The sequence below is a fragment of the Nonomuraea sp. B12E4 genome, assembly GCF_039871825.1.
GTDB lineage: Bacteria > Actinomycetota > Actinomycetes > Streptosporangiales > Streptosporangiaceae > Nonomuraea.
In genome coordinates this window covers 924244-949257 of sequence record NZ_JBDPME010000001.1, presented here as the reverse complement: position 1 = coordinate 949257, position 25014 = coordinate 924244, and the positions used below count along the sequence as shown (strand labels likewise).

Annotated in this window: 18 protein-coding genes; 5 read left to right on the top strand and 13 right to left on the bottom strand. The window is 72.5% G+C overall.

The annotated features are described in order from the left end of the window. The first annotated feature begins 116 nt into the window (after window positions 1–116). Genes ABGB18_RS04370 through ABGB18_RS04360 form a run of 3 tightly spaced genes read left to right on the top strand, consistent with a single transcriptional unit; the run spans window position 117 to window position 3324 of the window. Window positions 117–1517 (top strand): extracellular solute-binding protein, encoded by a 1401-nt coding sequence (locus ABGB18_RS04370; RefSeq protein ID WP_347694006.1) that lies wholly within the window; start codon window positions 117–119, stop codon window positions 1515–1517. Next, window positions 1514–2419 carry a sugar ABC transporter permease gene (locus ABGB18_RS04365; protein ID WP_347694005.1) on the top strand — a complete coding sequence of 302 codons (906 nt, stop codon included), beginning with the start codon at window positions 1514–1516 and terminating at the stop codon, window positions 2417–2419. Before ABGB18_RS04370 ends, ABGB18_RS04365 begins: the two co-directional genes overlap by 4 nt. A gap of 5 nt (window positions 2420–2424) precedes the next feature. Next, window positions 2425–3324, top strand: a complete 900-nt coding sequence (locus tag ABGB18_RS04360; protein ID WP_347694004.1) for a carbohydrate ABC transporter permease — start codon at window positions 2425–2427, stop codon at window positions 3322–3324. Window positions 3325–3348: 24 nt separating this feature from the next. Here ABGB18_RS04360 and ABGB18_RS04355 read toward each other — a convergent pair whose 3' ends face one another. From ABGB18_RS04355 to ABGB18_RS04340, 4 genes are all read right to left on the bottom strand, one after another. Then, on the bottom strand, window positions 3349–4131 hold the full coding sequence (locus ABGB18_RS04355) for an aminoglycoside phosphotransferase family protein (RefSeq protein ID WP_347694003.1): 783 nt from the start codon (window positions 4129–4131) through the stop codon (window positions 3349–3351). 92 nt (window positions 4132–4223) lie between these two features. Further along, window positions 4224–4784 (bottom strand): hypothetical protein, encoded by a 561-nt coding sequence (locus ABGB18_RS04350; protein WP_347694002.1) that lies wholly within the window; start codon window positions 4782–4784, stop codon window positions 4224–4226. Between the two features lie 2 nt (window positions 4785–4786). Beyond that, entirely contained in the window at window positions 4787–5554 is a 768-nt protein-coding gene (locus ABGB18_RS04345) for a hypothetical protein (RefSeq protein WP_347694001.1), read from the bottom strand. A 273-nt stretch (window positions 5555–5827) separates the two neighbouring features. Continuing rightward, a complete protein-coding gene (locus tag ABGB18_RS04340) occupies window positions 5828–6862 on the bottom strand; it encodes a sialidase family protein (protein WP_347694000.1) in 1035 nt (344 codons plus the stop codon). Between ABGB18_RS04340 and ABGB18_RS04335 the strand changes: the two genes are divergently transcribed. Further along, complete coding sequence (locus tag ABGB18_RS04335; protein ID WP_347693999.1) at window positions 6846–7232, top strand: hypothetical protein; 387 nt, start codon at window positions 6846–6848, stop codon at window positions 7230–7232. The genes ABGB18_RS04340 and ABGB18_RS04335 overlap by 17 nt on opposite strands. 245 nt (window positions 7233–7477) lie before the next feature. On the opposite strand, the gene ABGB18_RS04330 is transcribed toward ABGB18_RS04335, so the two are convergent. After that, window positions 7478–7795, bottom strand: a complete 318-nt coding sequence (locus tag ABGB18_RS04330) for a hypothetical protein (RefSeq protein WP_347693998.1) — start codon at window positions 7793–7795, stop codon at window positions 7478–7480. 289 nt (window positions 7796–8084) lie between these two features. On the opposite strand from ABGB18_RS04330, the gene tuf reads away from it, so the two are divergent. After that, on the top strand, window positions 8085–9251 hold the full coding sequence (tuf, locus tag ABGB18_RS04325) for an elongation factor Tu (RefSeq protein ID WP_347693997.1): 1167 nt from the start codon (window positions 8085–8087) through the stop codon (window positions 9249–9251). Window positions 9252–9305: 54 nt separating this feature from the next. Here tuf and ABGB18_RS04320 read toward each other — a convergent pair whose 3' ends face one another. The 8 genes from ABGB18_RS04320 to ABGB18_RS04285 all read right to left on the bottom strand — a co-directional run bounded on the left by ABGB18_RS04320 (window position 9306) and on the right by ABGB18_RS04285 (window position 24883). Continuing rightward, window positions 9306–12179, bottom strand: a complete 2874-nt coding sequence (locus ABGB18_RS04320) for a glycoside hydrolase family 2 TIM barrel-domain containing protein (RefSeq protein ID WP_347693996.1) — start codon at window positions 12177–12179, stop codon at window positions 9306–9308. 102 nt (window positions 12180–12281) lie between these two features. Continuing rightward, the gene (locus ABGB18_RS04315; protein ID WP_347693995.1) at window positions 12282–13430 is read right to left on the bottom strand and encodes an amidohydrolase family protein; all 1149 of its coding nucleotides are present in this window, start codon (window positions 13428–13430) and stop codon (window positions 12282–12284) included. Window positions 13431–13569: 139 nt separating this feature from the next. Beyond that, a complete protein-coding gene (locus ABGB18_RS04310; RefSeq protein ID WP_347693994.1) occupies window positions 13570–16959 on the bottom strand; it encodes a phosphodiester glycosidase family protein in 3390 nt (1129 codons plus the stop codon). A 62-nt stretch (window positions 16960–17021) separates the two neighbouring features. Further along, a complete protein-coding gene (locus tag ABGB18_RS04305; protein WP_347693993.1) occupies window positions 17022–19229 on the bottom strand; it encodes a hypothetical protein in 2208 nt (735 codons plus the stop codon). A gap of 64 nt (window positions 19230–19293) precedes the next feature. Continuing rightward, entirely contained in the window at window positions 19294–21666 is a 2373-nt protein-coding gene (locus ABGB18_RS04300) for a hypothetical protein (RefSeq protein ID WP_347693992.1), read from the bottom strand. Between the two features lie 65 nt (window positions 21667–21731). Beyond that, window positions 21732–22607, bottom strand: coding sequence for a carbohydrate ABC transporter permease (locus ABGB18_RS04295; protein ID WP_347693991.1), 876 nt, complete (start codon window positions 22605–22607; stop codon window positions 21732–21734). Next, window positions 22604–23593, bottom strand: coding sequence for a sugar ABC transporter permease (locus tag ABGB18_RS04290; RefSeq protein ID WP_347693990.1), 990 nt, complete (start codon window positions 23591–23593; stop codon window positions 22604–22606). Before ABGB18_RS04290 ends, ABGB18_RS04295 begins: the two co-directional genes overlap by 4 nt. Before the next feature lie 3 nt (window positions 23594–23596). Continuing rightward, window positions 23597–24883, bottom strand: a complete 1287-nt coding sequence (locus tag ABGB18_RS04285; protein WP_347693989.1) for an extracellular solute-binding protein — start codon at window positions 24881–24883, stop codon at window positions 23597–23599. Window positions 24884–25014 lie beyond the last annotated feature (131 nt).

Sequence of the window (25014 nt, the reverse complement as noted above, 5' to 3'; positions counted from 1 at the left end):
CCTAGATTGGCGACCCCCGCGGTCATGTCGAAAAAGTTTCGGAGAGCTGACCCAAGGAGGACTGGAAAAGTGGCATCGGCAGGTGCCAGTCCCCCGACCGCCGGCCACCACATCGGATGATCAACGAGCCGCTCCCCCAGCAGCGGCGTTCGAGTACGGAGATCAGCGTGGAGTCCAGGAGTTCTTCTCGCCGCACCTTCCTCACCATGTCGATGGGCCTGCCCCTGGGCGCCGCGTTGGCCGCCTGCGGCACCTCCGGGCCGACCCGGCCGGGCGCGACCAGCAGCGCCAGTGGGGGTGGCGGCACCACCGCCACCTACTGGTACCTGTCGACCCAGCCGCAAGAGGGCGTGCGCACCAGGACCATGGAGCGCTTCAACAAGGCCAACCCCACCGGCCAGCTCGTGGGGACGACCTTCCAGAACGACGCCTTCAAGACGAAGATCAAGACGGCCATCGGGGCCGGCCAGGCGCCCACGCTCATCTGGGGCTGGGGCGGCGGCACACTGCGCAGTTACGTGCAGGCGGGCCAGGTCGAGGACCTGACCTCGTGGTTCGACCAGAACGCCGCCGTCAAGGACCGGCTGTTCCCCTCCTCCTTCGGCGCCGCCACCATCGACGGCAAGATCTACGCGATGCCGTGCGAGACGATGCAGCCGATCGTCCTCTACTACGACAAGCGGGCCTTCGACAAGATCAAGGCCGCGCCGCCCCAGACCTGGGGCGACATCATGGACCTGGTGCCCAAGTTCAACGCCGCGGGCATCGCGCCGTTCTCGCTCGGCGGTCAGTCACGCTGGACCAACATGATGTGGCTGGAGTTCCTCTTCGACCGCATCGGCGGACCCGAGGTGTTCCAGGCCGTGTTCGACGCCGAGAAGGACGCCTGGTCCAACCCGGTCGCCCTCGACGCCCTCACCAAGGTGCAGGACCTGGTCAAGGCGAACGGCTTCATCAAGGGCTTCTCCTCGATCACCGCGGACTCCAACGCCGACCAGGCCGTGCTCTACACCGGCAAGGCCGCGATGATGCTGCACGGCGGCTGGACGTACGGCGGCATGTCCACCGACGGCGGCGACTTCGTCTCGGGCGGCCACCTCGGCTACATGAACTTCCCGCCGGTCGACGGCGGCAAGGGCGATCCCAGCAACACCGTCGGCAACCCCGGCCAGTACCTGTCGATCTCCTCCCAGGCGACCCCGGAGCAGAAGGAGATCGCCAAGAAGTTCTTCTCCACCGAGTTGATGAGCGACGCGGCGGTGAAGGACTGGGTCGGCACCGGTGCGGTGCCGATCGTCAAGGGCGCCGACGCCGCGTTCGGCGGCGCCAAGGACGCCGAGTTCCTGAAGTTCGTCTACGGCATCGCCGTCAACGCCAAGTCCTTCGCCCAGTCCTGGGACCAGGCGCTCAGCCCCACGGCCGCCGAGGTGCTGCTGGACAACATCGCCAAGCTGTTCCAGCTGTCGATCTCGCCGCAACAGTTCGCGACCAACATGAACGCGGTCATCGGCAAGTGAGCGCACCCGCGACCACCGTCCCGCGAGGGAGTGCCCGGCGTGGCTCCCTCGCGTGGCTGGCCGTCCCCGCGCTGTTGTTCTTCGTCACCTTCGGGGTGATCCCACTGGTGGGCGTGCTGGTGCTCAGCCTCACCTCCTGGGACGGGCTCGGTGACATCCACTTCGCCGGCCTGGAGAGCTGGCGGGCCATCCTCGGTGACCCCGGGCTGCCGCACGCGCTGTGGGTGACCTTCCTGGTGATGGCCGCGTCCTGGGCGGTGCAGACCCCGGCGAGCATCCTGATGGGCGTGTTCCTGGCCGGCCCGCAGCGCTACCGGGCGCTCCTGTCGGTGCTGTACTTCGTGCCGCTGCTGCTCAGCCACGCCGCCGTGGCGATCACGTACAAGGCGCTGCTGGACCCGAACTTCGGGCTCGGGCCGGGGCTGAACCTGTCGCTGCTCACGCAGGACTGGCTGGGCGAGCCCTGGCTCGCCTTCGGCGTGGTGATCTTCGTGGTGTCCTGGCAGTTCATCCCGTTCCACGCGCTGATCTACCAGGGCGGGGTACGCCAGATCCCGCGCTCGATGTACGAGGCCGCCGAGATCGACGGCGCCGGCCGGGTGCGCAAGTTCTTCAGCATCACCCTGCCGCAGCTCAAGTACACGATCATCACCTCGTCCACCCTCATGGTGGTCGGCTCGCTGACCTTCTTCGACCTGATCTGGCTGCTGACCGCCGGCGGACCGGGCGACGCCACCCGGGTGCTCGCCGTGGAAATGTACAAGAGGGGTTTCCAGGCCAACCTCATGGGTCCGGCCAGTGTCATCGCCGTCATCCTGGTTCTCGTGGGCCTCGCGCTGGCGTTGCTCCTGCGCCGGATCGGCGGCCGGGACGCCTCGCACAGCCAGATGGAAGGGGCCTGACCTCAATGGCGACCATCCTCAGCACCGGCCCGGAGCGGACGGCGCCCGAGCGGCCGCGGCCGTGGAGCGGGCCCGGCCGGGCCACCGCGCGCCCCAACTGGCTGGGCGGCCTGACGGCCTGGATCTGGCTGGCGATCGTGATCGTGCCCATCTACTGGATCGTCATCACCAGTTTCAAGACGCAGTCCAACTACTACGCCGAGCATCCGTTCGTGCCGCCGACCGAGCCGACGCTGGCCAACTACCGGATGGTCATCGAGGCCGGCTTCGCCCAGTATTTCGTGAACAGCCTGATCACCACGGTGGGCGCCGTGGTGCCCGCCGTGCTGTTCAGCTTCATGGCGGCGTACGCGATCGTGCGCAGCAGCAGCGTGAGCAGGTTCCTGCGCTGGACGAACTCGCTCTTCCTGATGGGGCTGGCGATCCCGCTGCAGGCGACGATCATCCCGGTCTACCTGATCATCATCCGGTTGCACCTCTATGACTCGCTGCCGGCGCTGATCCTGCCGTCGATCGCCTTCGCCATCCCCCTGTCGGTGCTGATCCTGGCGAACTTCATCCGCGACGTGCCCAAGGAGCTGTTCGACTCGATGCGGATCGACGGCGCCGGGGAACAGGTGACGCTGTGGCGGCTGGCGTTCCCGCTGACCCGGCCGGCCGTGGTGACGGTGACGGTCTACAACGCGCTGACGATCTGGAACGGGTTTCTGCTGCCGCTGGTCCTCACCCAGAGCCCGGACAAACGCACGCTGCCGCTCGCGCTGGCGAACTTCCAGGGCCAGTACACCGTCAACGTGCCCGCCGTGCTCGCCTCCGTCGTGCTCACCACGCTGCCCATCGTGCTGCTGTACGTGATGGGCCGCCGCCAACTCCTCAGCGGCCTGACCGCGGGATTCAGCAAGTAACGCCGCCCAACCCGGCCCGGCCGCTCACCCGCGCTGCCGCGGCACGGGTGTCAGCGTGGCCCGGTGGCGGGCGAGGTGGTCGAGGTCCGCGCGGTAGAGCGTGTCGTCGCCGCGGGCGATGTGGCCCGCGAAGGCCTCGTCGCCCGCGGCGGCCCGCTCGTGCATGTGGCGGACCAGATGCGCCAGCCGTTCCCGCGCCGTCTCGACCAGGGCGCCCCTGTCCTGTTCGCCGAGCCCGTAGGCGTCGGCGAACAGCCGAACCCGGCGTGCCTGCTCCGCCACGGGCACGCCGTCCGCGTGCCGCGGATCGCCGAGCGGCACGAACCGGTAGGCGGCGTAGGACACGTCCCAGATCCGCGGCCCCGGATGCGCGGTGTCGAAGTCGATGAACGCGACCGGCCGCCCCTCCCGGAACACGCAGTTGTACGTCGCCACGTCCCCATGGCAGACGACCTCGGCCGGGCTCCGTGGCGGGAAATACCACTCCATATCCGGATTTTTCGGGAAATCAAGGGTGGCGTCGTGGAACTCCCGCAACAGCCCACCGGCGGCCACCAGCGCGCCGTCCGTCCGGGCCCACTCCGGCAGCGGATGGCCGGGCACCTCGCCGGGCACGAAGTCCAGGATCTCCCGCCCCGCGCCGTCGACACCGTGGCACCGCGGCGCACCGGTGAACCCGCGCGCCGCCAGATGCTCCAGCAGGGCGTGCACGGCCGGCGTCCACGGGCCCACCGGCCGCCGCACCGTGCCGCCGATCCGGACGACGTGGTTGACGCCCCCGCCCGCCAGCACCTCTTCTTCGGCCATCGCCCCTCCCCGGCATGATCCCCTGATCCGCCGGCCAGTCTGCCACGCGCCGTGCCAGCGGGCCGGCCAGGGGTCAGGGGACCGGCCGGGACCTACCGCCGCGCCCGGAACGCCACGGCCGTCGTCGAGGAGATGGCCGTCACCACCACCACGGTGAGCAGCACGGTGGCCAGGGGGTTTCTGCGCCGGCCCCAGGCGGCCGGGGCCATGACGTGCGACCGGGCCGGCACCACCCGGGTCGGGGTCGGGGAAGGCGTCGGCGTCGGGATGCGGAACGGCGTCACCCGGGGCCCGGGCAGCCCGGGGGCGGCGCGCCGCGGCCGCTTGCGCGGGCACTCGCCCACCACGACCTGGCCCATGCACACCGCGTCCCGGTAGACGGTCACCCGGGGCAGCCTCACCTTGGGCGCATGGCGGCGGGCGCTGGGCGGGACCGAGATCGATACCCTGGGGACGGGCTCCCGCCACGTCTTCACCCTGGGGACCGACACCCTGGGCCCCACGGTCACACCCTTGGGGGGTGCGGGCGGGGCGGGCGGGCGTACGGACACGCGCGGCACCGGGCGGGGCTCCCGCTCGGCCGTCGCCGGACCCGCGGCGCCCGCCGCCAGCAGGGCGGCGGCCAGCAGCAGCGGCGCTCGCCTGACCGCCACGGTCACATCCCCCCGGCGATGCGCGCGAACTCCTGCATCGCCCCCTGGAACGCCTGGGGCCCGACGGCCAGCGGCCCATCGAAGGCGCGCGAGATGTCCCACGTCAGGAAGACGCCGAAGCCGAGCAGCCCCGCCATCGCCACCAGCGGCGCGATCGCCATCCCGCGCGGCCTGGCCCCGGCCAGGAACGGGAAGACGATGACCACCGCCGCGGTGAGGATCGTCAGGTACAGCAGCCCGATCGGGGGTGTCGCGGCGGCGTCGGCGGTGCGCTGGGCGCGGGCGGCGGAGACGGCCCCGATGTGCTCCAGCACGGTGGCCTTGGCATCCTCCTCCGCGTCGCCGCGCGCACCCAGCGCGTTGACCCGCCCGCGCAGCTCGTCCATCTTGGCCGCGCCGACGGGGTGCATCCGGCCCTCGGCCATGAGCGGCCACTCGTCCCTGATCACGAAGGCGACGTAGTCGCGCAGCGCCGTGCGCACCTCCTGCGGCGCGGTGCCGGGCAGGCTCTCGGCCGCCCAGTAGGCGTCGATCGCGGACTGGCTCTCGGCGTGGGTGTTGAGACGGGCCGCGTCGGCGGTGGTCCACGGCACGATGATCGCGATCGCGAACACCAGCAGGAACATGGCCGACAGCATCGCCCCAGCGTGCGCGGCGGACGGCCCGTTGGGATCGCGGTCCTCGTCGGCCTGCTTGACCTTCCTGAACACGAGCGCGGTGAGCGCCACCCCGCCCACCGCCGCCAAGATCGAGAGTATGTACGCCACCATGAAGATCTCCCGAACCCCCTCGAATACACAGTGTCACATTACTATCACACAGTGCATTGATGGCGTCAGGCTCGGACAGGCAAAGTCCCGGCAAACCTATGTACGTGCATATATCCGGCCGCCTGCGGGACCGGTACGGCCCACGCCGGCCACCCGCTCGACCGCCCCGGGGCGACCGCCCCGGGGCGACCGCCGGACGCGGCGCCGGCGTGGCGAGGACCCTCGCGGCACTCCGATGTTCCGGGCCCCGCCCGGGCGCCGGGTCCGGCGGGCTCAGCGCAGGCCGATGCCGCTCTCCCAGAACCAGTTCCAGCGGATCTCGTCCCGGAAGCGGTTCACGCCCGCCTCGTAGAGCACGCCGATCGCGCCGTCGCCGATGAGCGTCATGTCGGAGTAGCCGGCGTGGTCGTCGTCGATGCGGATACCGGCGGGGCCGGCGGAGCCGTCCCAGTGACGCCAGGTGGCGCCCTCGTCGAAGGAGGAGCGCACGTTCATGCCCACGGCGTTGTTGTCGGTCTTCGGGGTGGCGGGGGCGGACAGCAGGATCCGGGTGTACGGGCCGCCGCTCCCTCGCTGGCGGAGCAGGGCGGGATGGGTGGGCGGGGCGGTGATGGCGCTGTCGGCCCGGAAGTCGCCGTCGAAGGTGAGGCCGCCGTCGGTGCTGACGCCGCGGGCCAGGCCGCGCACGGAGGTCTGGTCGGGGACCGCGCCGTTGCGGGCGATCACGAGGATGCTCCCGTCGGTCCGCTCGACCAGGGTCTGCTCGCCGAGTCTCAGCACCGACTTGTCGTAGGTCGCGGTCGCGCCGATCTTCCAGGTCGTGCCGAGATCATCGCTGTAGACGAGCCGTACGCTCTGCCGGCCGCCGATGCCGAAGTAGACGGGCACGACCAGCCGTCCCCGGTGGTCGGGGTGGGTGAGCTCGATGCCGTGCCCCGGCCCGGTGGCGAACCAGTCGCCGGCGCCCGCGGGCGCCTTGATCACCCCCGACAGGTCCTTCGGCGCCGACCAGGTCTGCCCGTCGTTGGTGCTGACCTGGACCTTCGGGACGCGGGGCGTGGTCTGGGTGGCGGTCGGCTCGGAGGTCGTGAACAGGAACACCGGCCCCGATGAGTGCGCGACCACCGTCGCGTTGCCCTGCAGCGCCGCGCCCGAGGTGCTGGCGAGGACCGTCCTGCTCGCCTGCCACGTGCGGCCGTGGTCGATGGAGCGCCGCATCACGACGTCGAACGCGCCATGGTCGGCGCAGTCGTTGCGGTTGCGCCGCTCGGCGAACGCGAGCAGCACGTCCTTGCTGGTCCTGACCACGGCGGGAAGCCGGAAGCAGGTCGTCGACCCGCCGTCGGAGGAGGACCGCCACAGGGTCTGCCGGTGGAAGGAACGGGTGGGCGGCTGGGCGGCCACGACGGCCGCAGGTGACGCGGGCGACGACTCGGGCGACGCCGGTGAGGCCGGTGAGGCCGGTGAGGCCGCGGGCGATGACGCCGGCGACGTCAATGAGCCCGCGGGTGACGCGGGTGACGCGGGTGATGACGTGGCCGATGCCGGTGGTGCGGTGGTCGCGACGGCTGCCGCGGGCAGGGCGGTGGTCGTCACCACCACCGCCGTTCCGATCGTGGCGCCTAAGGTCCGTAACGTTGGCATGGATGCCTCCAAGGTCGGGTCCGGGCCGCCATGATCTCAACCGCCGGCTCCGTGATCCACCCCCGGCGGGACATCGAATCGCGTAACGGTGTGTGATGGTTTGCGGCGCGCTGGCGGGGGCGACCGTGGCGGGGCTGGTGCTGGCGGCGCTGCCGGGGCCGTGCGTGATGGAGGTCTTCCGCGACGGGCGCAGTTCCCTCGACGGCGGTGTGACGGCGGCGGCGGTGCGCGCCCGTCTGGCCGCCCGCTTCTCCCGCGGCCGTTACCGCACGCCCGAGGTCACGGTGCCGCTGGTCGCCGGCCGCGCCCCACGCGCCGGACGTCACCCCGGTGCCCCGCCGACGAGGGCGCCCGGTACCTGGCCCGGTCGACGCGCCGGCGGGCCCGTACGTGGTCGCCGAGCGCGTGGTGGGCCTGCCCGAGCCCGTGATGGGCGCGGGCCTGCTCGTCTCGTTCGCCGATCTCCAATCCCGCCCGCCTGGCCAGGCCGAAGATTCTCCTAGGACGCCGGAACGGCTTCCGGGGTGCGCGGTGGGCACCGGCCGGTGGGTCGTCCTGGCGGCGGCGTTCGCCATGGCGCCCCTGGACGGGCCGCATCTCCGACGCCGGTGCGCGCGTGTCCAGGAGGGGCCTCAGCCTGGGTCCGCGGGCCGCGGGCCGCCCGGGGAATATTCCGTTGCCCCCGGGCGCTGATCGCCGCACCATGTTCCTCATGTCCCTGCGCGTCCGCCACACCGCACCCGCACTGCCGGGTGCGTTCGGGCGTGCCCGCGACGGCCTGGAGCGCTGACCTCTTCCCGTAAGTCCTGTGGTGACCCGGCGGGGGGAGGTGGACGGCCCCTGACGGGTCACGCGAGACAACCAGGCGATTCTGAGGGAAGAAACCATGGCCAAGCAGGCCTACGTACGGAACAAGCCGCATCTCAACATCGGCACCATGGGGCATGTCGACCACGGCAAGACCACCTTGACCGCGGCGATCACCAAGGTGCTCGCGGCGCGGGGGCAGGCCACGTACACGCCGTTCGAGCGGATCGACCGGACCCCGGAGGAGGCCTCCAGGGGGATCACGATCAACATCTCGCACGTCGAGTACGAGACCGCCACCCGGCACTACGCCCACGTGGACATGCCGGGGCACGCCGACTACGTGAAGAACATGATCACGGGGGCGGCGCAGCTCGACGGGGCGATCCTCGTCGTGTCCGCGCACGACGGGATCATGCCGCAGACCAGGGAGCACGTGCTGCTGGCCCGGCGGGTCGGCGTCGAGCACCTGGTCGTGGCCGTCAACAAGGCCGACGGCGCCGACCCGGAGCTGACCGACCTGGTCGAGCTGGAGCTGCAGGACATGCTGGGCGAGCACGGCTACCACGGCGTGCCGATGGTCCGGGTGTCCGGGCTGCGCGCGCTGGAGGGCGACCCGTTCTGGACGGCGTCCGTCGAGGCGCTGCTCCAGGCGGTGGACGAGCACATCCCCGTGCCGATCCGGTACGTGGACGCGCCGTTCCTCATGCCGGTCGAGAACGTGCTGACGGTCACCGGCCGCGGCACGGTCGTCACCGGGGCCATCGAGCGCGGCTCGGTCCGGGTCGGCGACACGGTGGAGGCCGCCGGCCTCGGCGACGGGTTCAGCGCGGTCGTGACCGGCGTGGAGACGTTCGCCAAGACGATGGAGCGCGGCGAGGCCGGGGACAACGCCGCCGTGCTGCTGCGCGGGGTGCGCCGCGAGCAGGTACGGCGGGGCATGGTGCTGGCCGAGCCGGGCAGCCAGCGGGCCCGCACGTCCTTCACCGCCCGCGTCTACCTCCTGACCCCCGAGGAGGGCGGGCGGCGCCGGCCGATCGCGTCCGGCTACCGGCCGCAGTTCTACCTGCGCACCACCGACGTGCCGGGCGAGCTGACCCTGTCCGGGCCGGCCAGGCCGGGTGACACGGTGGAGGCGGAGGTCGAGCTGGGCAGGGCGGTGGCGCTCGAACCCGGTCTCGGCTTCGCGATCCGCGAGGGCGGGCTGACGGTCGGCGCAGGCACGATCCTCACCGTGCCCGGCTGAGGCCGGTGCCTCACGGGTCCGGGGCCCGCGAACTCCGCGGGCCCCGGCCGACTGTCAGCTCGTCGTTCCCGGGTCGAAGCGCAGGGCGAAGGTGGCCCGGCGGGCGCGCAGCTCGTACCGGGGCAGCGGCCCCGGGCCGCACGTGGCGGTGCCGATGCCCTGGTGGGCGAGGTCCAGGTGGAGGTGCACCCGCTCCCCGGGCACCAGGTCCGGCCGGTGGCGGGCGGCGTCCAGCTCCTCGGTGCTCCACGGCCGCGCCGTCATCCCGAACACCGGCTCACCGGACACCCGGAAGCCGCCGAAGTCGGCCCAGCGCACCTCGGCCCGGTGCCCGTTCTCCTGCGGGAACACGTAGGGCGTCTGCAGGTCCTCGACCGTCGCCGACCAGCGGCCCACCCGGGCGGCCATCCCCGTGTCCGGGTAGGCCTCGCCGGGCCCGCACCCGAACCAGGTGACCTGCCGCACCCCGTGCGGGATGGACATCGTCAGGCCGAGCCGCGGGATCGGGTCCGGCCAGTCGCCCTCGGGCTCGACGTCCACCTCCAGCCGCAACCCGCCGTCGAACGTCCACCGGTACGTGGCCCGCATCCCGAGGTCGGTGGCCGCCGGCGCGACCCGGGTCCGGACGGTCAGCCCGTCGTCGAGCTCGACGGCGTCCACCCGGTGGGTGAGCCGGTGCAGGCCCAGCGCACGCCACCGCGCGGCGAGCCCGCCGTAGGTGTCGTTGTCGGTCGGCGCCCGCCACAGGTCCAGCCGGGGCCCGTCGATCTCCAGCCCGAACAGCCGCGCGAGCCGTCCCGTCCCCGGGTCGAAGGCGGAGTCCCCGGCGGTGATCTCGCCGCCGTCGCGCACGAACGCCGGGCCTCCGGCCGCGCCCGCCGACCCGCCGTCGCGCACGAACGCCGCGGCCGCGCCCGCCGACCCGCCGGTGCGGGCAGGCGGCGGTGCCAGGAGCGTCTGCCCCCACGCCACCTCGTGGCCCGCCCCGGCCCACGGCTGATCGGCGGCCAGCACGGCGCGTACGGTCAGCCACCGCTCCCCGTCCCCGGCGGGCAGGTCGGGCAGCTTGACCTCGCCGCCCCCGGCGGGCACCGCCAGCCGGTGCCCGGCCCGCTCCTCCGCCGAATCCCCAGGAAGCCCCGCCGATTCCCCGGCCGATTCCCCGGCCGATTCCACCGTGACGACGAGCTCCAGGTGGGCCAGGTCCGCGAAGTCGTAGCAGTTGACGACCCGCACCACCCCGTCCAGGAACTCGAACTTGAGCGGCTCGTACACCTTCTTCAGGTCCAGCAGGCCGGGCGAGGGCGTCCGGTCGGGAAACACGAGCCCGTCGATCACGAAGTTCCCGTCGTGCACGGGCTCGCCGTAGTCGCCCCCGTAGGCGTACTCGTGGGCGGGATGCGCGAGCCCGTGATCGATCCACTCCCAGATGAACCCGCCGGCCAGCCGCGGGTAGCGCTCGAACAGCTCCTGGTACTCCGCGAGCCCGCCGGGCCCGTTGCCCATGGCGTGGCCGTACTCGCACTGCAGGAACGGCATCGCCCGCCGCCGCGCGTCGAGGTCCGGGTCGTCCAGCGGGTCCTCCGCCATCCGGCCGATGGCCTCGACCTCGGCGTGGGAGGCGTACATGCGGGAGTAGACGTCGGTGTGCGCGCAGGACCGGTCGCCCTCGTAGTGCAGCGGCCGGGACGGGTCGCGTTCGCGGGCCCAGTCCGCCATGACGGCCAGGTTCCGGCCGGCCCCGGCCTCGTTGCCGAGCGACCACATGATGACGCTGGGGTGGTTCTTGTCGCGTTCGACCATGCGGCGCATGCGGTCAAGCAGGGCCTCGGCGTAGCGGGGGTCGTCGGTGGGGTTGGCCCGCCAGCCGACCTGGCCGAAGCCGTGCGTCTCCAGGTCGCACTCGTCGATCACCCACAGGCCCAGCTCGTCGCACAGGTCCAGGAAGTCCGGATGCGGCGGGTAGTGGCTGGTCCGGACGGCGTTGATGTTGTGCCGCTTCATCAGCAGCACGTCCTGGCGCATGGTCTCGTACGGGACGGCGCGGCCGTGCTCGGGGTGGAACTCGTGCCGGTTCACGCCCTTGAGCAGGATCGGGCGGCCGTTGGCGAGCAGCACGCCGTCCACGATGGAGATCGTACGGAAGCCGACGCGCAGGCGTACCGACTCCTCGGGGCAGGTCACGACGGCGTCGTACAGGCGGGGGGCCTCGGCCGTCCACGGCTCCACGTCGAGGGTGACCTCGGTGCCGGGCTCCAGGTCCGCGACGCCGAGCTCGGGCACGCTCAGCCGGCCCGGCCCCTCGAAGGCGAGCGTGCCGCGCCCGTCCCGGTAGGAGGCGCGGACGAAGACGTCGGCGGTGGAGCGGGTGAGCGTGACGTCGCGGAAGATGCCGGGCAGCCACCACATGTCCTGGTCTTCCAGGTAGCTGGCGGCCGACCACTGGTGCACCCGCACGGCGAGCACGTTGCGTCCCGGGCGCAGCCACGGCCCGGCGTCGAACTCGACGGGCAGCCGGCTGCCCGTGGTGAAGCCCAGCTCGTGACCGTTCAGCCAGATCCGGGCGAAGGAGTCCACGCCCTCGAACCGCAGCCGGCCGCCCGTCCACTCCGCGGGCAGGTCGAACGCCCGCCGGTAGTCGCCCGTGGGGTTCTCGTCGGGGACGTGCGGCGGGTCGACGGGGAAGGGGAAGGGGACGTTGGTGTAGGCGGGGGCGCCGTGGCCGTGCAGCGGCCAGTGGGCGGGGACGGGCAGGTCGTCCCAGGAGGCGTCGTCGAAGTCGGGGCGGGCGAAGTCGTCGGGGACGGTCGCGGTGGGTGACAGGCGGAAGCGCCATATCCCGTTGAGGTCGAGGGCGGGGGCGTCGGAGCGGAGAGCCGCCCGGGGTTCGAGTCGGCCCGAACCGGGCGTGAAAGTTTCGGGATCCATCGTCGCCGAGCCTAGAGGTTGGCGATGGTTTCGTCATCGATGAGATTGGTGCCCGTTTATTTCGCGGCCGGTGATCGCCGCGGGTGGGGATGCCCGGTCCGGTCACGTACCCAGGTCGTACACCCGGCGGGCGTTCTCGGCGCCCACCATCGAGACCACCCGCACCGCCTGCGCGAGCGACCACTCCCCCGCGTCCACGAACCCGCCCAGCACCCGCTCCATCGCCCGCCGCCACAGATGCGCCCCGAGGTAGTGCAACTCGGCCGGCCCCCAGGCGTCGGAGGAGAACAGCACCTTGGCGAACGGCGCCACCTCCAGGCTCTCGGCCACCAGCGCCGCGCTGCGCGCCCCCGAGTAGTTGAGGCCCAGCCCCACGTCGAAATACACATTTGGGTAGGCGTGCGCCAGGAACCCGGCATGCCGATGGTAGGGATAGCAGTGCAGCAACAGCAGCGGCACCCCGGTCGGCTCGGCCAGCTCGATCAGTCCGCGCAGCAGCAGCGGATCCGACCGGCGCAGGTCCACCTCCGGGTCGCCGTAGCCGATGTGAAACTGCAGCGGCAGCCCCCGGTCGAGACCGGCCCAGATCAGGTGCCGCAGCAGCACGGGGTCGTCGAGCCGGCCGCCGCCCGCGGCCAGCCAGCGCCCGGCCGCCTCGGTGACCTCCTCGCGCCCCGGCGGCGCGGGGTCGAAGTCGAGCCCGTGCCGGTAGGCGGCGATGGTCTTGAGCCCGCGGGCCGTACGGCTGCGCTCCCACAGCTCCTCCGCGAACCGCCCGGCGAACGCGGCGGCCTCGCAGCCCATGGCGGCGACCCGCTCGGCCACGGCCTCCAGGCGCACCACCTCGTCGGCGGGCACCCCGGTGATCTCGGCCATCCCGGACGGCCCGAGGATCTCCTCGCCGCGATGACCGGTCTCGACCAGGAAGTGCCCGACGCCGCTCGCGCCGAGCAGCAGCCGGTTGACCTCGTCGGTGCCGAGCCTGGCGCGCCTGGCCAGGTATTCCTCGGGGGTGCAGTGCGGCTCCAGCCCGAGCACGGGCGCGCAGTGGCGCAGGATGGCGTAGCCGACCTGGGAGTCGAACTGGGTCATCCAATCGGGCACCGGCCGGTCGGACTCGGTGATCAGCTCCTCGAAGGCGTTGCGTGACAGGTCCTTCGAGGAGGCGCCGTGCACGTGGTGGTCGACCAGCGGCAGCCCTTCGACGGCGCGTACGAGCCCGGCGGGCACGAGGTCGAGCTCAGCGGACATCGGCGGGCCCCCAACCACTCACGAGCGAACGTCCTCCCCCCGGTCACCCCGGTCTCGTACCCGCGCCCGGGGGCGGTGAACACCCGGACGCGCCCCGCGGGACGTTCGCCGTCCCGCGGGGCCCGGGCAGGGGAACGGGTCAGGCGGCGGCCCTGGACGTGAGCGCCACCTGCGCCTGCCGCGTCACGCCGCTGACCGTGACGGCCACCGTGACGCGTCCCTTGCGCAGCGCCGTCAGCGTGCCCGTCGCCGGGTCGAGCGCGGCGACGTCCCGGGGCCTGGCGGTCCGGGCGCTGCCGATGTGCAGGTCGGGCGAGCCCGACCACGTCACCGAGACCGGGTACGCGGCGGGCACCGTCCTGCCGCCCTGCTCGACCGCGGCCGTCACGGTCGCGGGCGAGCCGACGCCTACCGAGGCCGGGACGGTGAGCGTGAGGTCGTCCACGTGCGGGCGCACCTGCGTGCCGATCCACTCGGGCGCGTCGGCGAACCAGTCGCGCCGGACGTGCTCGGCCTCGGACTTCGACACCGGGTCCACGCCCCACAGCGACCAGCCGGTGAAGCCGCCGTCGCCGGGAGCGGTGGCGGGGGTCTTGCCGGAGTTGCCGTTGACGAAGTACGGCACCGCGTCCACCCGCTCGGCGTGGAAGGTCCCCACGTGCGCCCCGATGTAGGCGGCCCCCTTGCCGGTCGTGCGCTGGAAGTCGGCCAGCCAGCCCTCCACGAGCGCGGCCTCCTTACGGTCGCCGAGCTGGCTGGCCTTGGCGGGCAGGGGGTCGCGCGGCGGCACGTGGAACAGCACCGCGACCGACCCCACCGACGGGTCCTTCGCCGCCTTGTCCAGCTCCGAGCGCAGCATGGCCACCTGGTCGAAACCGCCGCCCCGCAGGCTCAGGCGCGAGGTGTCCAGGGTGACGAAGCGGGTGCCCTTGTGGTCGAAGGTCCGGTACGTGTCCCCGAAGACGGCCTTGAAGTTGTCGATCTGGCCGCCCATCACCTCATGGTTACCCGGGACGTAGTGATATTTCAGCTTCCCGCCTAGTTCCTCGTCGAGGACCTTCTTGGCCAGCGCGAAGTCCTCCGGGGACGCCTCGTCCACCAGGTCACCGTTGATCACCAGGAAGTCGGGCTTGGCCGCCTTGATCTCCTGGAGCGTGCGGCGGGCGTTCCGCACCAGATCGCTGTCCGGGTCCCGGGCCACGAACTGGGCGTCCGACATGACCGCGAACCGCCACGGCATCTTCGACACCTCCGCCTTGACCACCGGGTCGGCGGCCTTCGGCGCGGCGGGCGCCGACACCGACGGCGGCACCTTGGCGACCAGGCCGTCGATGAGGATCTCGTTGGTGTACGAGGCGGCGGCCTTGGTCTCGGCCACGTAGAAGCGGCGGAGCCTGAGCGGGTGGTTGATGCCCGCCGGCACCGGGAACTCGACGTACCTCCAGCCGGTCCACGTCATGTACGGCCCGCGCAGGATCTGCGACTGCCCGAGCGCGTCGTAGAACTCCAGGCTCGGCCACTCCCCCTTGCCGGTGGAGTTGATCCACAGCCCGAACGCCTGCGGCTGCCCGTCCACCACGATCTGCTGCGGCGGGCTGGCGTAGGCGGCCCGGGTGGCGGTGGAGGTGGTGAAGTCGTAGGACAGCTTGAGCCCGCCGCCGCTCTGGCCGGGCGCGGCGCCCAGCGAGCCGGTGGCGCGGGCGGCGGCGAAGGCCCAGGAGCCGGCGTCCTCGAAGTCGGCGACCGGCTTGGTCTCCAGGCCGACGGTCACCGGCACGGCGGCGCTGATCTCGCCGACCTTGGCGGTGATCAGCCCGGAGCCGGTGGCCTGCCTGGCCTTGACGGTGAAGTAGCCCTCCTCGGCGGCGGTCACCTCGAACAGGTTCCGGTCGTAGTCGAGCGTGAGGTCGCCGGGCTCGATGGGCGCGGAGTTGCCGTTGTGGTCGTAGCCGACCACGCCGAACGTCGCGGTGCCGTTCGCGCCCTGCATGCCGAGCCGGTCGGCGGTGGTGCCGAGCCGCTGGAGGGGCTGCAGGACGGTCAGGTCGAGGGTGCCCCTGGCCTTGCCGCGCGAGGCGGTGACGGTGGTCGGGCCGGGCACCAGGGCGTGGAACCTGCCGTCGCGGATGACGCCGTGCACCGCCGGGTTCGCCCGCCAGGAGGGGGCGCCGGCGGCGGGGCCGTACGTCTCGTCGTACCCGGCGGCGGTCAGGCGCCTGGTGAGGCCGGGAAAGACGCGGTCGGGGCGGCCGCCGGGAACGGGGCCGAGCCCGGGCGCGCGGGCCGGGTCGGTGGCGGTCTCCAGCCAGAAGCCCTTGAGCTTGCCGCTGCCCTCGGGCGCGTAGAGGGCCAGGCCGTTGGGCACGTGCCGCTCGCCGCCGTCGGAGGGGCTGTTCTCCACCTGGACGTCGGCGGAGCCGGGCTCGCGGGCGAGCATGGTGGACGAGCCGCCGCCGTCGAGGTTGAGCGCGTTCGCGGCGCCGAGCTCGATCATCATCTCGGCCAGCTCGTTGAGGGTGACGCCGCGGCTGTCGACCTGGCGGCCGTCCACGGTCAGCAGGTACATCTTCCGGCCGTCGGCGGAGAACCCGACGGCGGTACGGGGGTGCGCGGCGGTGTCGGTGGAGTTCTGCACCACGCCGTCCTTGACCAGCACCCAGTTGCCGCCGACGGCCGCCTTGACCTGGCTGCCCTCCGAGGACTTCGGCTGGTATCTCACGTCCACCCGGTCGCCGGCCTTCAGCGCGGCCAGCCGGGCGGCCCCGGCGTCCCGGCCGAGCAGGACGGAGGTCCCGGCGGGAATGGGGCCGGTGCCGGCGGCGCCGCGTACCTCGGTGACCACCCCGTCGGCCAGCACGACCTCGGTGACGGACGCGGCGCCCTCGACGGCTCGGGCCCGGTTGTAGGAGCCCCACAGCGGCGTGAACAGGCCGATGCCGCCGCTCTGGATGATCTGGTTGAACTGGGTGAGCGCGATCGGCGCGCCGCCGGCCGGCGTGGCGGTGCCCTCGAAGTACATCTTGAGCACGCGCCCGACGCCGTCGCCGGTGATCGCGACGGCGTTCTCGTGGCCGGCGACCGGCGACTGGACGAGATCGCCGTTCTGCACGCCGATGCCCTGGGCGGCGCCGGAGTTGTTGATGTCGAAGAAGTCGCCGTTGACGGCCGCGACGGCGTGGGAGCGCTTGGCGGGGCCGGACAGCGGCTCGGTCTTGGAGACCTCGCCGGAGAAGACGTAGTCGGCCCGCGCGCCGCCGAGGTCGGCGGTGACGGCGTCCGCGCGCAGCCAGCCGAGCGCGTCATAGGTGTCGAACGAGGTCAGCGAGATGCCCGGGGCGACCGGCCGGGTCCTCTTGGCCGTCTCCAGCTTCTGCCCGGCCTCCTGGGCGAGCAGCGTGGACGGCGGCGGGTAGGACGACGCCTGGAGCGCGTCCTCTGCGGGAGCTGCGGGGTCGGCCTGCGCGGGCGCGGCCGTCAGGGCCACCGGGGCTAATAAGAGCGCGGCGGCCAGCAATCGGAGGGTCTGCACGACCGAACTCAATCGCCCGTGGTTATAACTTTCAAGTCTTGTCGGTGAACTAAAAGATAATTTCAGATCTTGGACGGCTGCAGATCGCCCGGCGGCGACGAGTCCGGCGAATCGGAGGACTCCGCCGGCTCCGGCGACTCCAGCCCGTCACCCGACTCCATGGCGCGGACCCCGGCGTGCAGCACGAGCGGCACCGAGAGCGCCACCACCATGGACAGCACGGCCGTGCCCGAGTCGTTGACCAGCATGCCGATGACCCCGCTGGCCAGGGCTCCGATGAGCCCGGCACGCAACATGGGCGCCCGCGCGAACGCCTTGGGCACCGCGCCCGCGCTCACCCTGCCCGGCCGCAGCACCGCGAACACCAGGAAGATCATCCCGGCCAGCACGATCGGCATGAGGTTCGGCGAGAGCATGGTGTTGAGCATGGCGCCCAGCTTGCGCCCGATCATGGGCAGGAACGTCCCGTCGATCACCTGCCCCACGAACCGGCCCAGGTGGGTCTGTGTCGCGGGCGGCCGCATGAAGTCGAGCACCGCGATGATCGACACCAGCACCCCGCCCAGCACGCAGAACCCGGCCAGCTTCAGCAGCGACACCCGCCGGCCCGCCACCAGCAGCGCGACCACGGCGATGCCCGGCACGAACGCGATCACGCCGCCGAAGTCGCTGCCCACCCCGGGCCAGCCCGCCAGCAGCATCGCGACCACGCCGAGCCCCACCACGACGGCCACCGCCGCGTTCCTGCGCCCGGCGCGTACGAGGTGCTCGGCGGCGATGGCGGTGGCCGTCAGCACGGAGGTGGCCAGCAGCGCGAACGGGATGTTCGCCAGCCCGTAGTAGCGCCCGCCGACCACGGCCGTGTAGCCCATCAGGCTGTTGAACTGCAGCGTCGTCCCGGTCAGCAGATCCCCCACCAGGATGGCGGCGGTGATCACGGCCACGGCGGCGGGCGGCCCGAGCGGGTCGCGCCGCCACGGCCCGGCCAGCGCGATCGTGGCGATGAGCGCCGTGATCGCCAGCACCCCGGCGACCGCCGTGGGGATGAGGTACGGGCCGCGGTCCCACGGCAGCAGGTTGACCGCGTACGTGGAGACGGGAATCGCGGCGAGCGCGATGGCGGCCGAGCCGATCAGCCGGAGCCGGCGGCGGCGCGACAGCAGGAAGTAGGCCAGCACGTAGAAGCCCACCTGGAGCACGGCGAACGAGGTGAAGAACACGCCGGTGGCACCGCGTACGGACACGCCCGCCAGGTCGTCCCTGCGCAGGTCGGCGGGCGTGGTGGCAGGGCCGAGCCGCCACCGCTGCCCGACCACGGTGGGCGGCGCCGCGATGCCCGCGGCGGCGAGGACCGTGGGCGTGATGTCGGGCAGGACGACGAGGTCGTCCCTCCTGGTGGAGTTCGTCCCGACGGCCGGCCCGGCCACCCCGCTGGACACCCCGCCGGACCGCTGAGCCGCCCCGCCGGGCTGCCGGGGTGTCCCGCTGGAGGCGCCCGAGGTGCTCGCGCGCTTCCACATCGCCACCCGCAGGTGCGGCACGGAGCCGTGGTCGCTGATACCGGCCAGCACGATCTCGGCGCCCGGGGGCAGCCGGTCCAGCACCGTGCCGATCTGGGCGTCGGCCTCGCGGGCCAGCGCCCGCCGCCGCTCCGGCGCGATCGCCTCGGGCTCCTGCGGCAGCTTGCCGTCCACCAGGTAGGGCCGTACCAGCGTGTCCACGTCCACCGCCAGCACCCGGCAGCGTGACCAGTCGGCCAGCCGGCCAGGCTCGCTCGCGTACAGGTCGACCTTGCCCGTCCGGTCGGCCAGACCCAGCGCCGCGCCGCGGCCGACGGCGGCCGTGCACTGGCCGGCGGCGTGCACGGCCTCGCCGAGCGTGCCCGCGTAGGTCCCGTCACGTGTGCCGAGCAGGCCGGGGACCTCGGCGACGACCGCCCCCGCGCCCTGCGCCACCGGCTCGGGCGGCAGCCCGCACCGCTGACCGACGGCCGAGCGCACGCCCGCCGACACGGTCAGCCATCCGTCGTACGGGCAGGCCAGGGTGCCCACGGTCTTGACCGACACCGACCCGAGCCCGCTCTGCCCCGCCAGCCGCCACAGGCGCGGCGTGTCACGGGCGTCGACGTCCGACCACAGCAGGCCCGGCACCCCGATGAACGCCACCCGGCCCGCCTCGGCCGCGTGGGCCTCCGCGTGGGCCTCCGCGTGGACGGGCGGTGCCGCCCACCACAGACCGGACGCGACCAGCAGCAGCAACACCCATCTCACCGTCGGCCCCCGCGTGTCTTCGGAAAGGTCCTGGAGTCCCCGGAAACCCTACAGCGGGGCCCGCTCAGACGGCGGGTTTCGCGGTGATCAACCGTGCCAGCGCCTCGTCGTAGGAGGGCTCCAGCCAGTAGTCCGAGTGCCAGCGGGCGGCCGGCAGCGGCTGCCCGGGCCGGGCCGGCAGCGGATCCCAGCAGAACCGGTCCACGCCGTCCTCGCCCGCCTGCCCGCCCTCCGGGGCCCCCTTCACCGGTGCCGCGCCGTCCGCGCCCTCGCCCACCGGAACCGCCGGCACCGCCGCGGCCTTCGCGGCCTTCGCTGTGGCGAGCGGATCGACCTGCCGGAAGGCCGGCCCGCCGATCGGGTCGCTGAGCCGGTAGAGGTTGCACCAGGTCACGGCCGTACGCACGGCTGACAGGCCGGCGTCGCCGAAGTAGGCGGGGAAGAAGACGGCGTACAGGCGGCGCAGCGGCGAGCCGTGGGTGAGCAGCCGCACCCGGTGCCGCAGCTCGGACCCCAGTTGCGGCACCAGGGCGGCGGCGATGACGGCGCCCTGGCTGTGCCCGGACAGCACGACCTCGTCCCGATCGGTCCTGGCCAGGTCGCCGACGCGGGCCATCAGCTCGGGCATGACGCGTTCGGTGTAGCAGGGCGGCGCCAGCGGGTGCACGGCCCGGGGCCAGAAGGTGGAGATGTCCCACAGGATGCCGATCGTCCTGCGCAGCCTCGGATCGTGGTACGTCCGCCGGCCCAGCAGCACCAGCCCGAGGACGAAGGCGGTCATGGCCCAGCTCCCGAGCGTGGCGAGCAGCCCCGCGATCCCCCCGTCCGGAGTGATCAGGCGGAACCGGTCGATCGCGGTCACCGCCAGGGTTCCGGCCACCCCGATCCCGGTGAGCACCCCGAGCACCAGCCCGGCCCGGTCGGTGAGCGCGGCCAGCGACCACATGCGCGCGACCGTGACGCAGTCGCGCCCGCCGTAGTACGGCTGCAGCTCGGGCGCGAGCCGGCGCGCCTGGCTCTCCCGGATCCGCCACAGGACGAGCGCGAGGGTGGCGAACCCCACCGCCAGCAGCGGCACCAGGGCCGCCGTCCACCAGACCGGGTCGTCGAGGAAGAGCCTGCGGCCGAGCGGGTCGGGCGCGGCCGACGTGCCGGGCACGCCGAAGAACGTGGCGGTCCAGAACAGCACGCCGAGCGCCAGCCCGTTGGCGCTGCCCGCGGCCGCCATCAGCACGAACCAGGCGGCCATCCCGCACAGCGGCCGCCGCCCGGCCATGGTCCGGTCCATGCGGGCCAGCACACCGGTGGTGACCAGGATGAACAGCCCGAGCGCGACGGTGAGCGCGAGCTGGAACGATCCGAACCCGCCGCCGGGAAGCTGCCGCGCCGCCGGCCCGGCGGGCATCCCGGCCAGGGCCAGCCCGATCGTGGCGGCGAGCACGGCCAGCGTGGCCACGCGCAACGCCCGGCAGGCCGGGGTGAGCCAGCCGGGCGCCGACTCGCCGGAGTGCGGGTCCACCCGCCGGGCGATCCACGGCAGCGCCACGAGCACCGCGGCGGCCAGTTGCACGCCCCCGTTGGCCACGGTCAGGACGAGGCCGCGCGTGGTGCCCGCGAACGGGGCCGACACGGCCAGCCCGATGGTGGCCAGGGCGAAGCAGACGTGCACCACCCGCAGCCGCCACACCGGCGCGCCGCCGTGCCACAATCGCGGCCGCGCCAGCAGCACCCCGGCACGCTCGCCGCCGGCCGGCGGCGGAACCGCGTGCCGCCCACCGCCCGGCGGGGGAACCGTGCGCTCGTCGCCGGCCGGCGGCGGGACCATGCGCTCGTCGCGGCGCCAGGTGTGCCGGGCGGCCCACCAGAGCAGGGCGACGAGCAGCAGCGGCACCAGCGCCGTGACAGCCAGCCGCTTCGACGGCTCGTCCCCCCACAGCGTGCCCAGCCAGTGCACCCAGCCGGGCGCGGTGGGGCGGGTGCAGGCCCGGCCGGCGGCGGTGCACTGCCAGCCGACGAGGTCCACGCCGGCCCGGGTGACGGCGCCGACGAGCGTGCCGGTGAGCAGCAGGGCGAACAGCCGCAGCGCCGCCTCCGTCGCGTGCCGCAGCCGGCGCCCGCCGGGCGGCCGGGGCAGCATGAAGTACGACACGTTGGCCAGTGAGAACGGCAGCAGCAGCAACCACAGCGCGATCGCCCTGCCGCCGGAGGTGAGGCCGCCCCACGCGTACGCCTCCCGACGGCGGGTGTCCGGCACGTCCGCGTGGTCGCCGGCCGGCGGCCCGGAGGCCCACCAGCGCCGGTAGAAGCCGGTGATGCCGTCACCGGCGACGAGCCTGGGGTGGGGGTGGTTGAGGATGCCCTCCGGCGGGGTGCCTGAGGCGCCGTGCACGCGTAGCTCGGTCACACCTCCGCGGGTCTCGTCCAGGAATCCGTCCATGTCCTCAGGATCCTGCGACCATGGCCGTCACGTAGGGTATTTGAAGTATTACTCCGCGATGAACGTCAGGATTTCGTGGCGCCCGCGGTGAGGCCGGTGACGAGGTGGCGCTGCACCAGCAGGAAGACCGCCCCGGCCGGGAGCGCGATGAGCACGGCCGAGGCCGTCATCAGTCCCCAGTCGGACCAGTGCAGGCCGACGAACTGCTGCAGCCCGACGCCCAGGGTGCGCTTGTCCTCCTGGGTCATGAAGACGGTGGCGTAGCCCACCTCTCCCCAGGCCGTCATGAAGCAGTAGAAGGCGGTCACCGCGACGCCCGGCCGGGCCAGCGGCAGCACGACCCGCCAGAAGGCGCCGAACGGGGTCAGCCCGTCCACCATCGCGGCCTGGTCGATCTCGATCGGCACGGTGTCGAAGTAGCTCTTCATCATCCAGGCGCAGAACGGCACCGCGATCGTCATGTACGCGATCACCAGGCCCGGGATCTGGTTGAGCAGCCCCAGCCGGGCCATCAGGTTGAACAGCGGCACGATGAGGATCGCCACCGGGAACATCTGGGTGACCAGCAGCAGCCACATCACGCCGCGGTGGCCGGGGAAGCGGAACCTGCTGACCGCGTAGCCGGTGCTGGCCGCCAGGAACACACCGAGCACCATGGTCAGCCCGGCGGTCAGCACGCTGTTGAGCAGCCACTGCGGGAACTCGGTGCCGGTCAGCACCCGGACGTAGTTGTCGAGCGAGGTGTCGTTGAAGAGCTGCAGCTCCGCCGACAGCCAGCTGTTCCGCGGTTTGAGCGAGGTCAGCACCAGCCAGACGACCGGGAACAGGGAGATGGCCACCGCGATGAGCAGCCCCGCGTGCAGCCCGATGGAGGCCAGCGGGCCGCGCTCGCCGCGCGGGCGCGGGCGGGGCGCGCGGACGGTGTTCGCCGGGGAGGTCACCAGGGGTCTCCTTGGGAGCGCAGGGTGCGGCGGTAGCCGAGGGCGAGCACCACGAGCATGGCCAGGATGATCACGCCCCAGGCGGCCGAGCCGGCGTAGTCGCGGATCCCGGTGAAGGCCTCGCGGAAGGCGTAGGTGACCAGGATCTCGGTCTCGCTGCCCGGCCCGCCCCCGGTGATCAGGAAGATGATGGGGAACATGTTGAACGTCCAGATCGTGCCGAGCAGGACCACGGTACTGGAGACCTGGCGCAGCCCGGGCAGCGTGATCGCGGTGAACCGCTGCCAGGCGGAGGCGCCGTCCACCTCGGCCGCCTCGTAGAGCTCGGCGGGGATGGACTGCAGGCCGCCGAGCAGGGCGACCATCATGAACGGCACGCCGATCCAGACGTTGACCGCGATCACCGCGATCTTGGCCGTGGCCGGGTCGTCCAGCCAGCCCACTCCGGACAGGCCGGCCAGCTTCAGGAAGCCGTTGATCACGCCGTAGTCGCTGTTGTAGAGGTAGCGCCAGATGAAGGCGGCCACGAACGCGGGGACGGCCCAGGGCAGGATCAGCAGCACCCGGTAGAGGGAGCGCAGGCGGAGCCTGCGGTTGAGCATCAGGGCCAGCCCGAGCCCGATGCCGTAGTGCAGGCTCACGCAGGCGACCGTCCAGACGACGGTCCACAGCAGCTTGTCCCAGAACAGGTCGCTGGTGAGGATCCGCAGGTAGTTGTCCAGGCCGACGAACTCGTAGGTGGCGGGGATGACGTTGACCCCGATGGTGCGGCCGATGGTGGCCTCCGTCGCGTCCGTCAGCGACAGGTACACCCCCCACACCAGCGGCCAGCCGATCAGGACCAGCATCACGACGGCCGCCGGCGCGATCATCGCCCAGGCGTACCAGTGGGTCGACATCGACCGCCGCAGCGGGCCCGGCCCGTCGGGGCGCCCGCCGCGGGCGGAGGCGCCCGCGGCCTGTACGCCTCCGGTGGAGACCGCCACCTGTCAGCTCCAGTCCTTCATGATCCCGCGGTACTGCTCGTCGACCCGCTTGAGCATGTCCGCGGGCGCGGACTCGCCGCCCACGAGTGCCTGGTAGCCCTCCAGCAGCGGCTGGAAGAGCTGCCCGCCCTCGGGGATCCACGGGCGGGGCACGGCCGTGTCCATGATCGGCTTGAACACCGCCACGTCCGCGTTGCCCTGGACGGCGGGGTCGGCGTAGGCGGAGGTACGGGTGGGCAGCAGGCTGACCTCCTTGGCGATCTTCGCCTGCGCCTGGGCCGTGGTCATGAACCGGACGAACTCGTACGCCGCCGGGATGTTCTTCGACCCGGCGTAGATCGCCAGGTTCCAGCCGCCGGTGGGCGCGGCGGCCTTGACCGAGCCGGCCGGGACGGGGGCGATGCCCAGGTTGGCCTTGTCCTGGAACTCCTTGCCCTGGTGGATCTCCGAGAGCGCCCACGGCCCGTTGTAGATCATCGCCGCCTTGCCCTCCTTCAGGGCGGTCATGGCGTTGGCGTAGCTCTCCGTGGTGGCGGGCTTGGGCGCGGCGCCGGAGCTGATGAGGTCGGCCACGGCCTGAATGGCCTTCACGTTCGCCGGCGAGTTGACCACGATCTTCTTGTTCGCCACGTCCAGCAGGTCGCCGCCCTCACCGTAGATGAACGGCAGCAGGAAGTAGGAGTCCACGTTGAGCGCGAGCCCGGCCGCACCGGTCTTGGTCTTGACGTCGAGGGCGGTCTGCTTCAGCTCGGCGACGGTGGCCGGCGGCGTCTCGTGCCCGGCCTCCTTCAACAGCCGCTTGTTGTAGATCAACGCCAGCGTGTCGGTCACCTGGGGCACGGCGTAGGTCTTGCCGTTGAACTTGGTGCTGGACAACGGCCCGGGCAGGAAGTCGTCCGGCCGGTCCACCGCGCGGCTGCCGTCCAGTGGCTGCAGGTAGCCCAGCGCGGCGAACTGCGAGGTCCAGGCCACCTCCGAGCGGATCACGTCCGGCGCCCCCGATCCGGCCTGAGCGGCGGTCTGGAACTGGTTCTGCGCCTGGTCCGACGGCACGTTCACATAGTTGACCTTGATCTGCGGATGCTGTGCCTCGAACTCCTTGATCAACGCCTGGAACGTCGGCCCCTCGCTGTCCGGGCGCGTCGTGTCCCACCACGTCACCTCGCCCTTGATCTGCGACGGGTCGGAAACCGCCGGGGCGGTGCTCGCGGTCTCGCCACCGCCGCCGCACGCGGAGATCGTCAGAGTGAATGCCGCGACGGCCGCCACGGCCGGTAAGAGTCGTCGCATGTCCCTTTCCTCACTGCCGGAGTACGCCGGAGGTTACGCCGACGTGACGTCCACCGGTAGATCAGGACGCAAGGTTTCCGCAAGTTGTTACATTGATCCACCCGCGTGCCCGAGCCGGTCCCGTGGCCTGC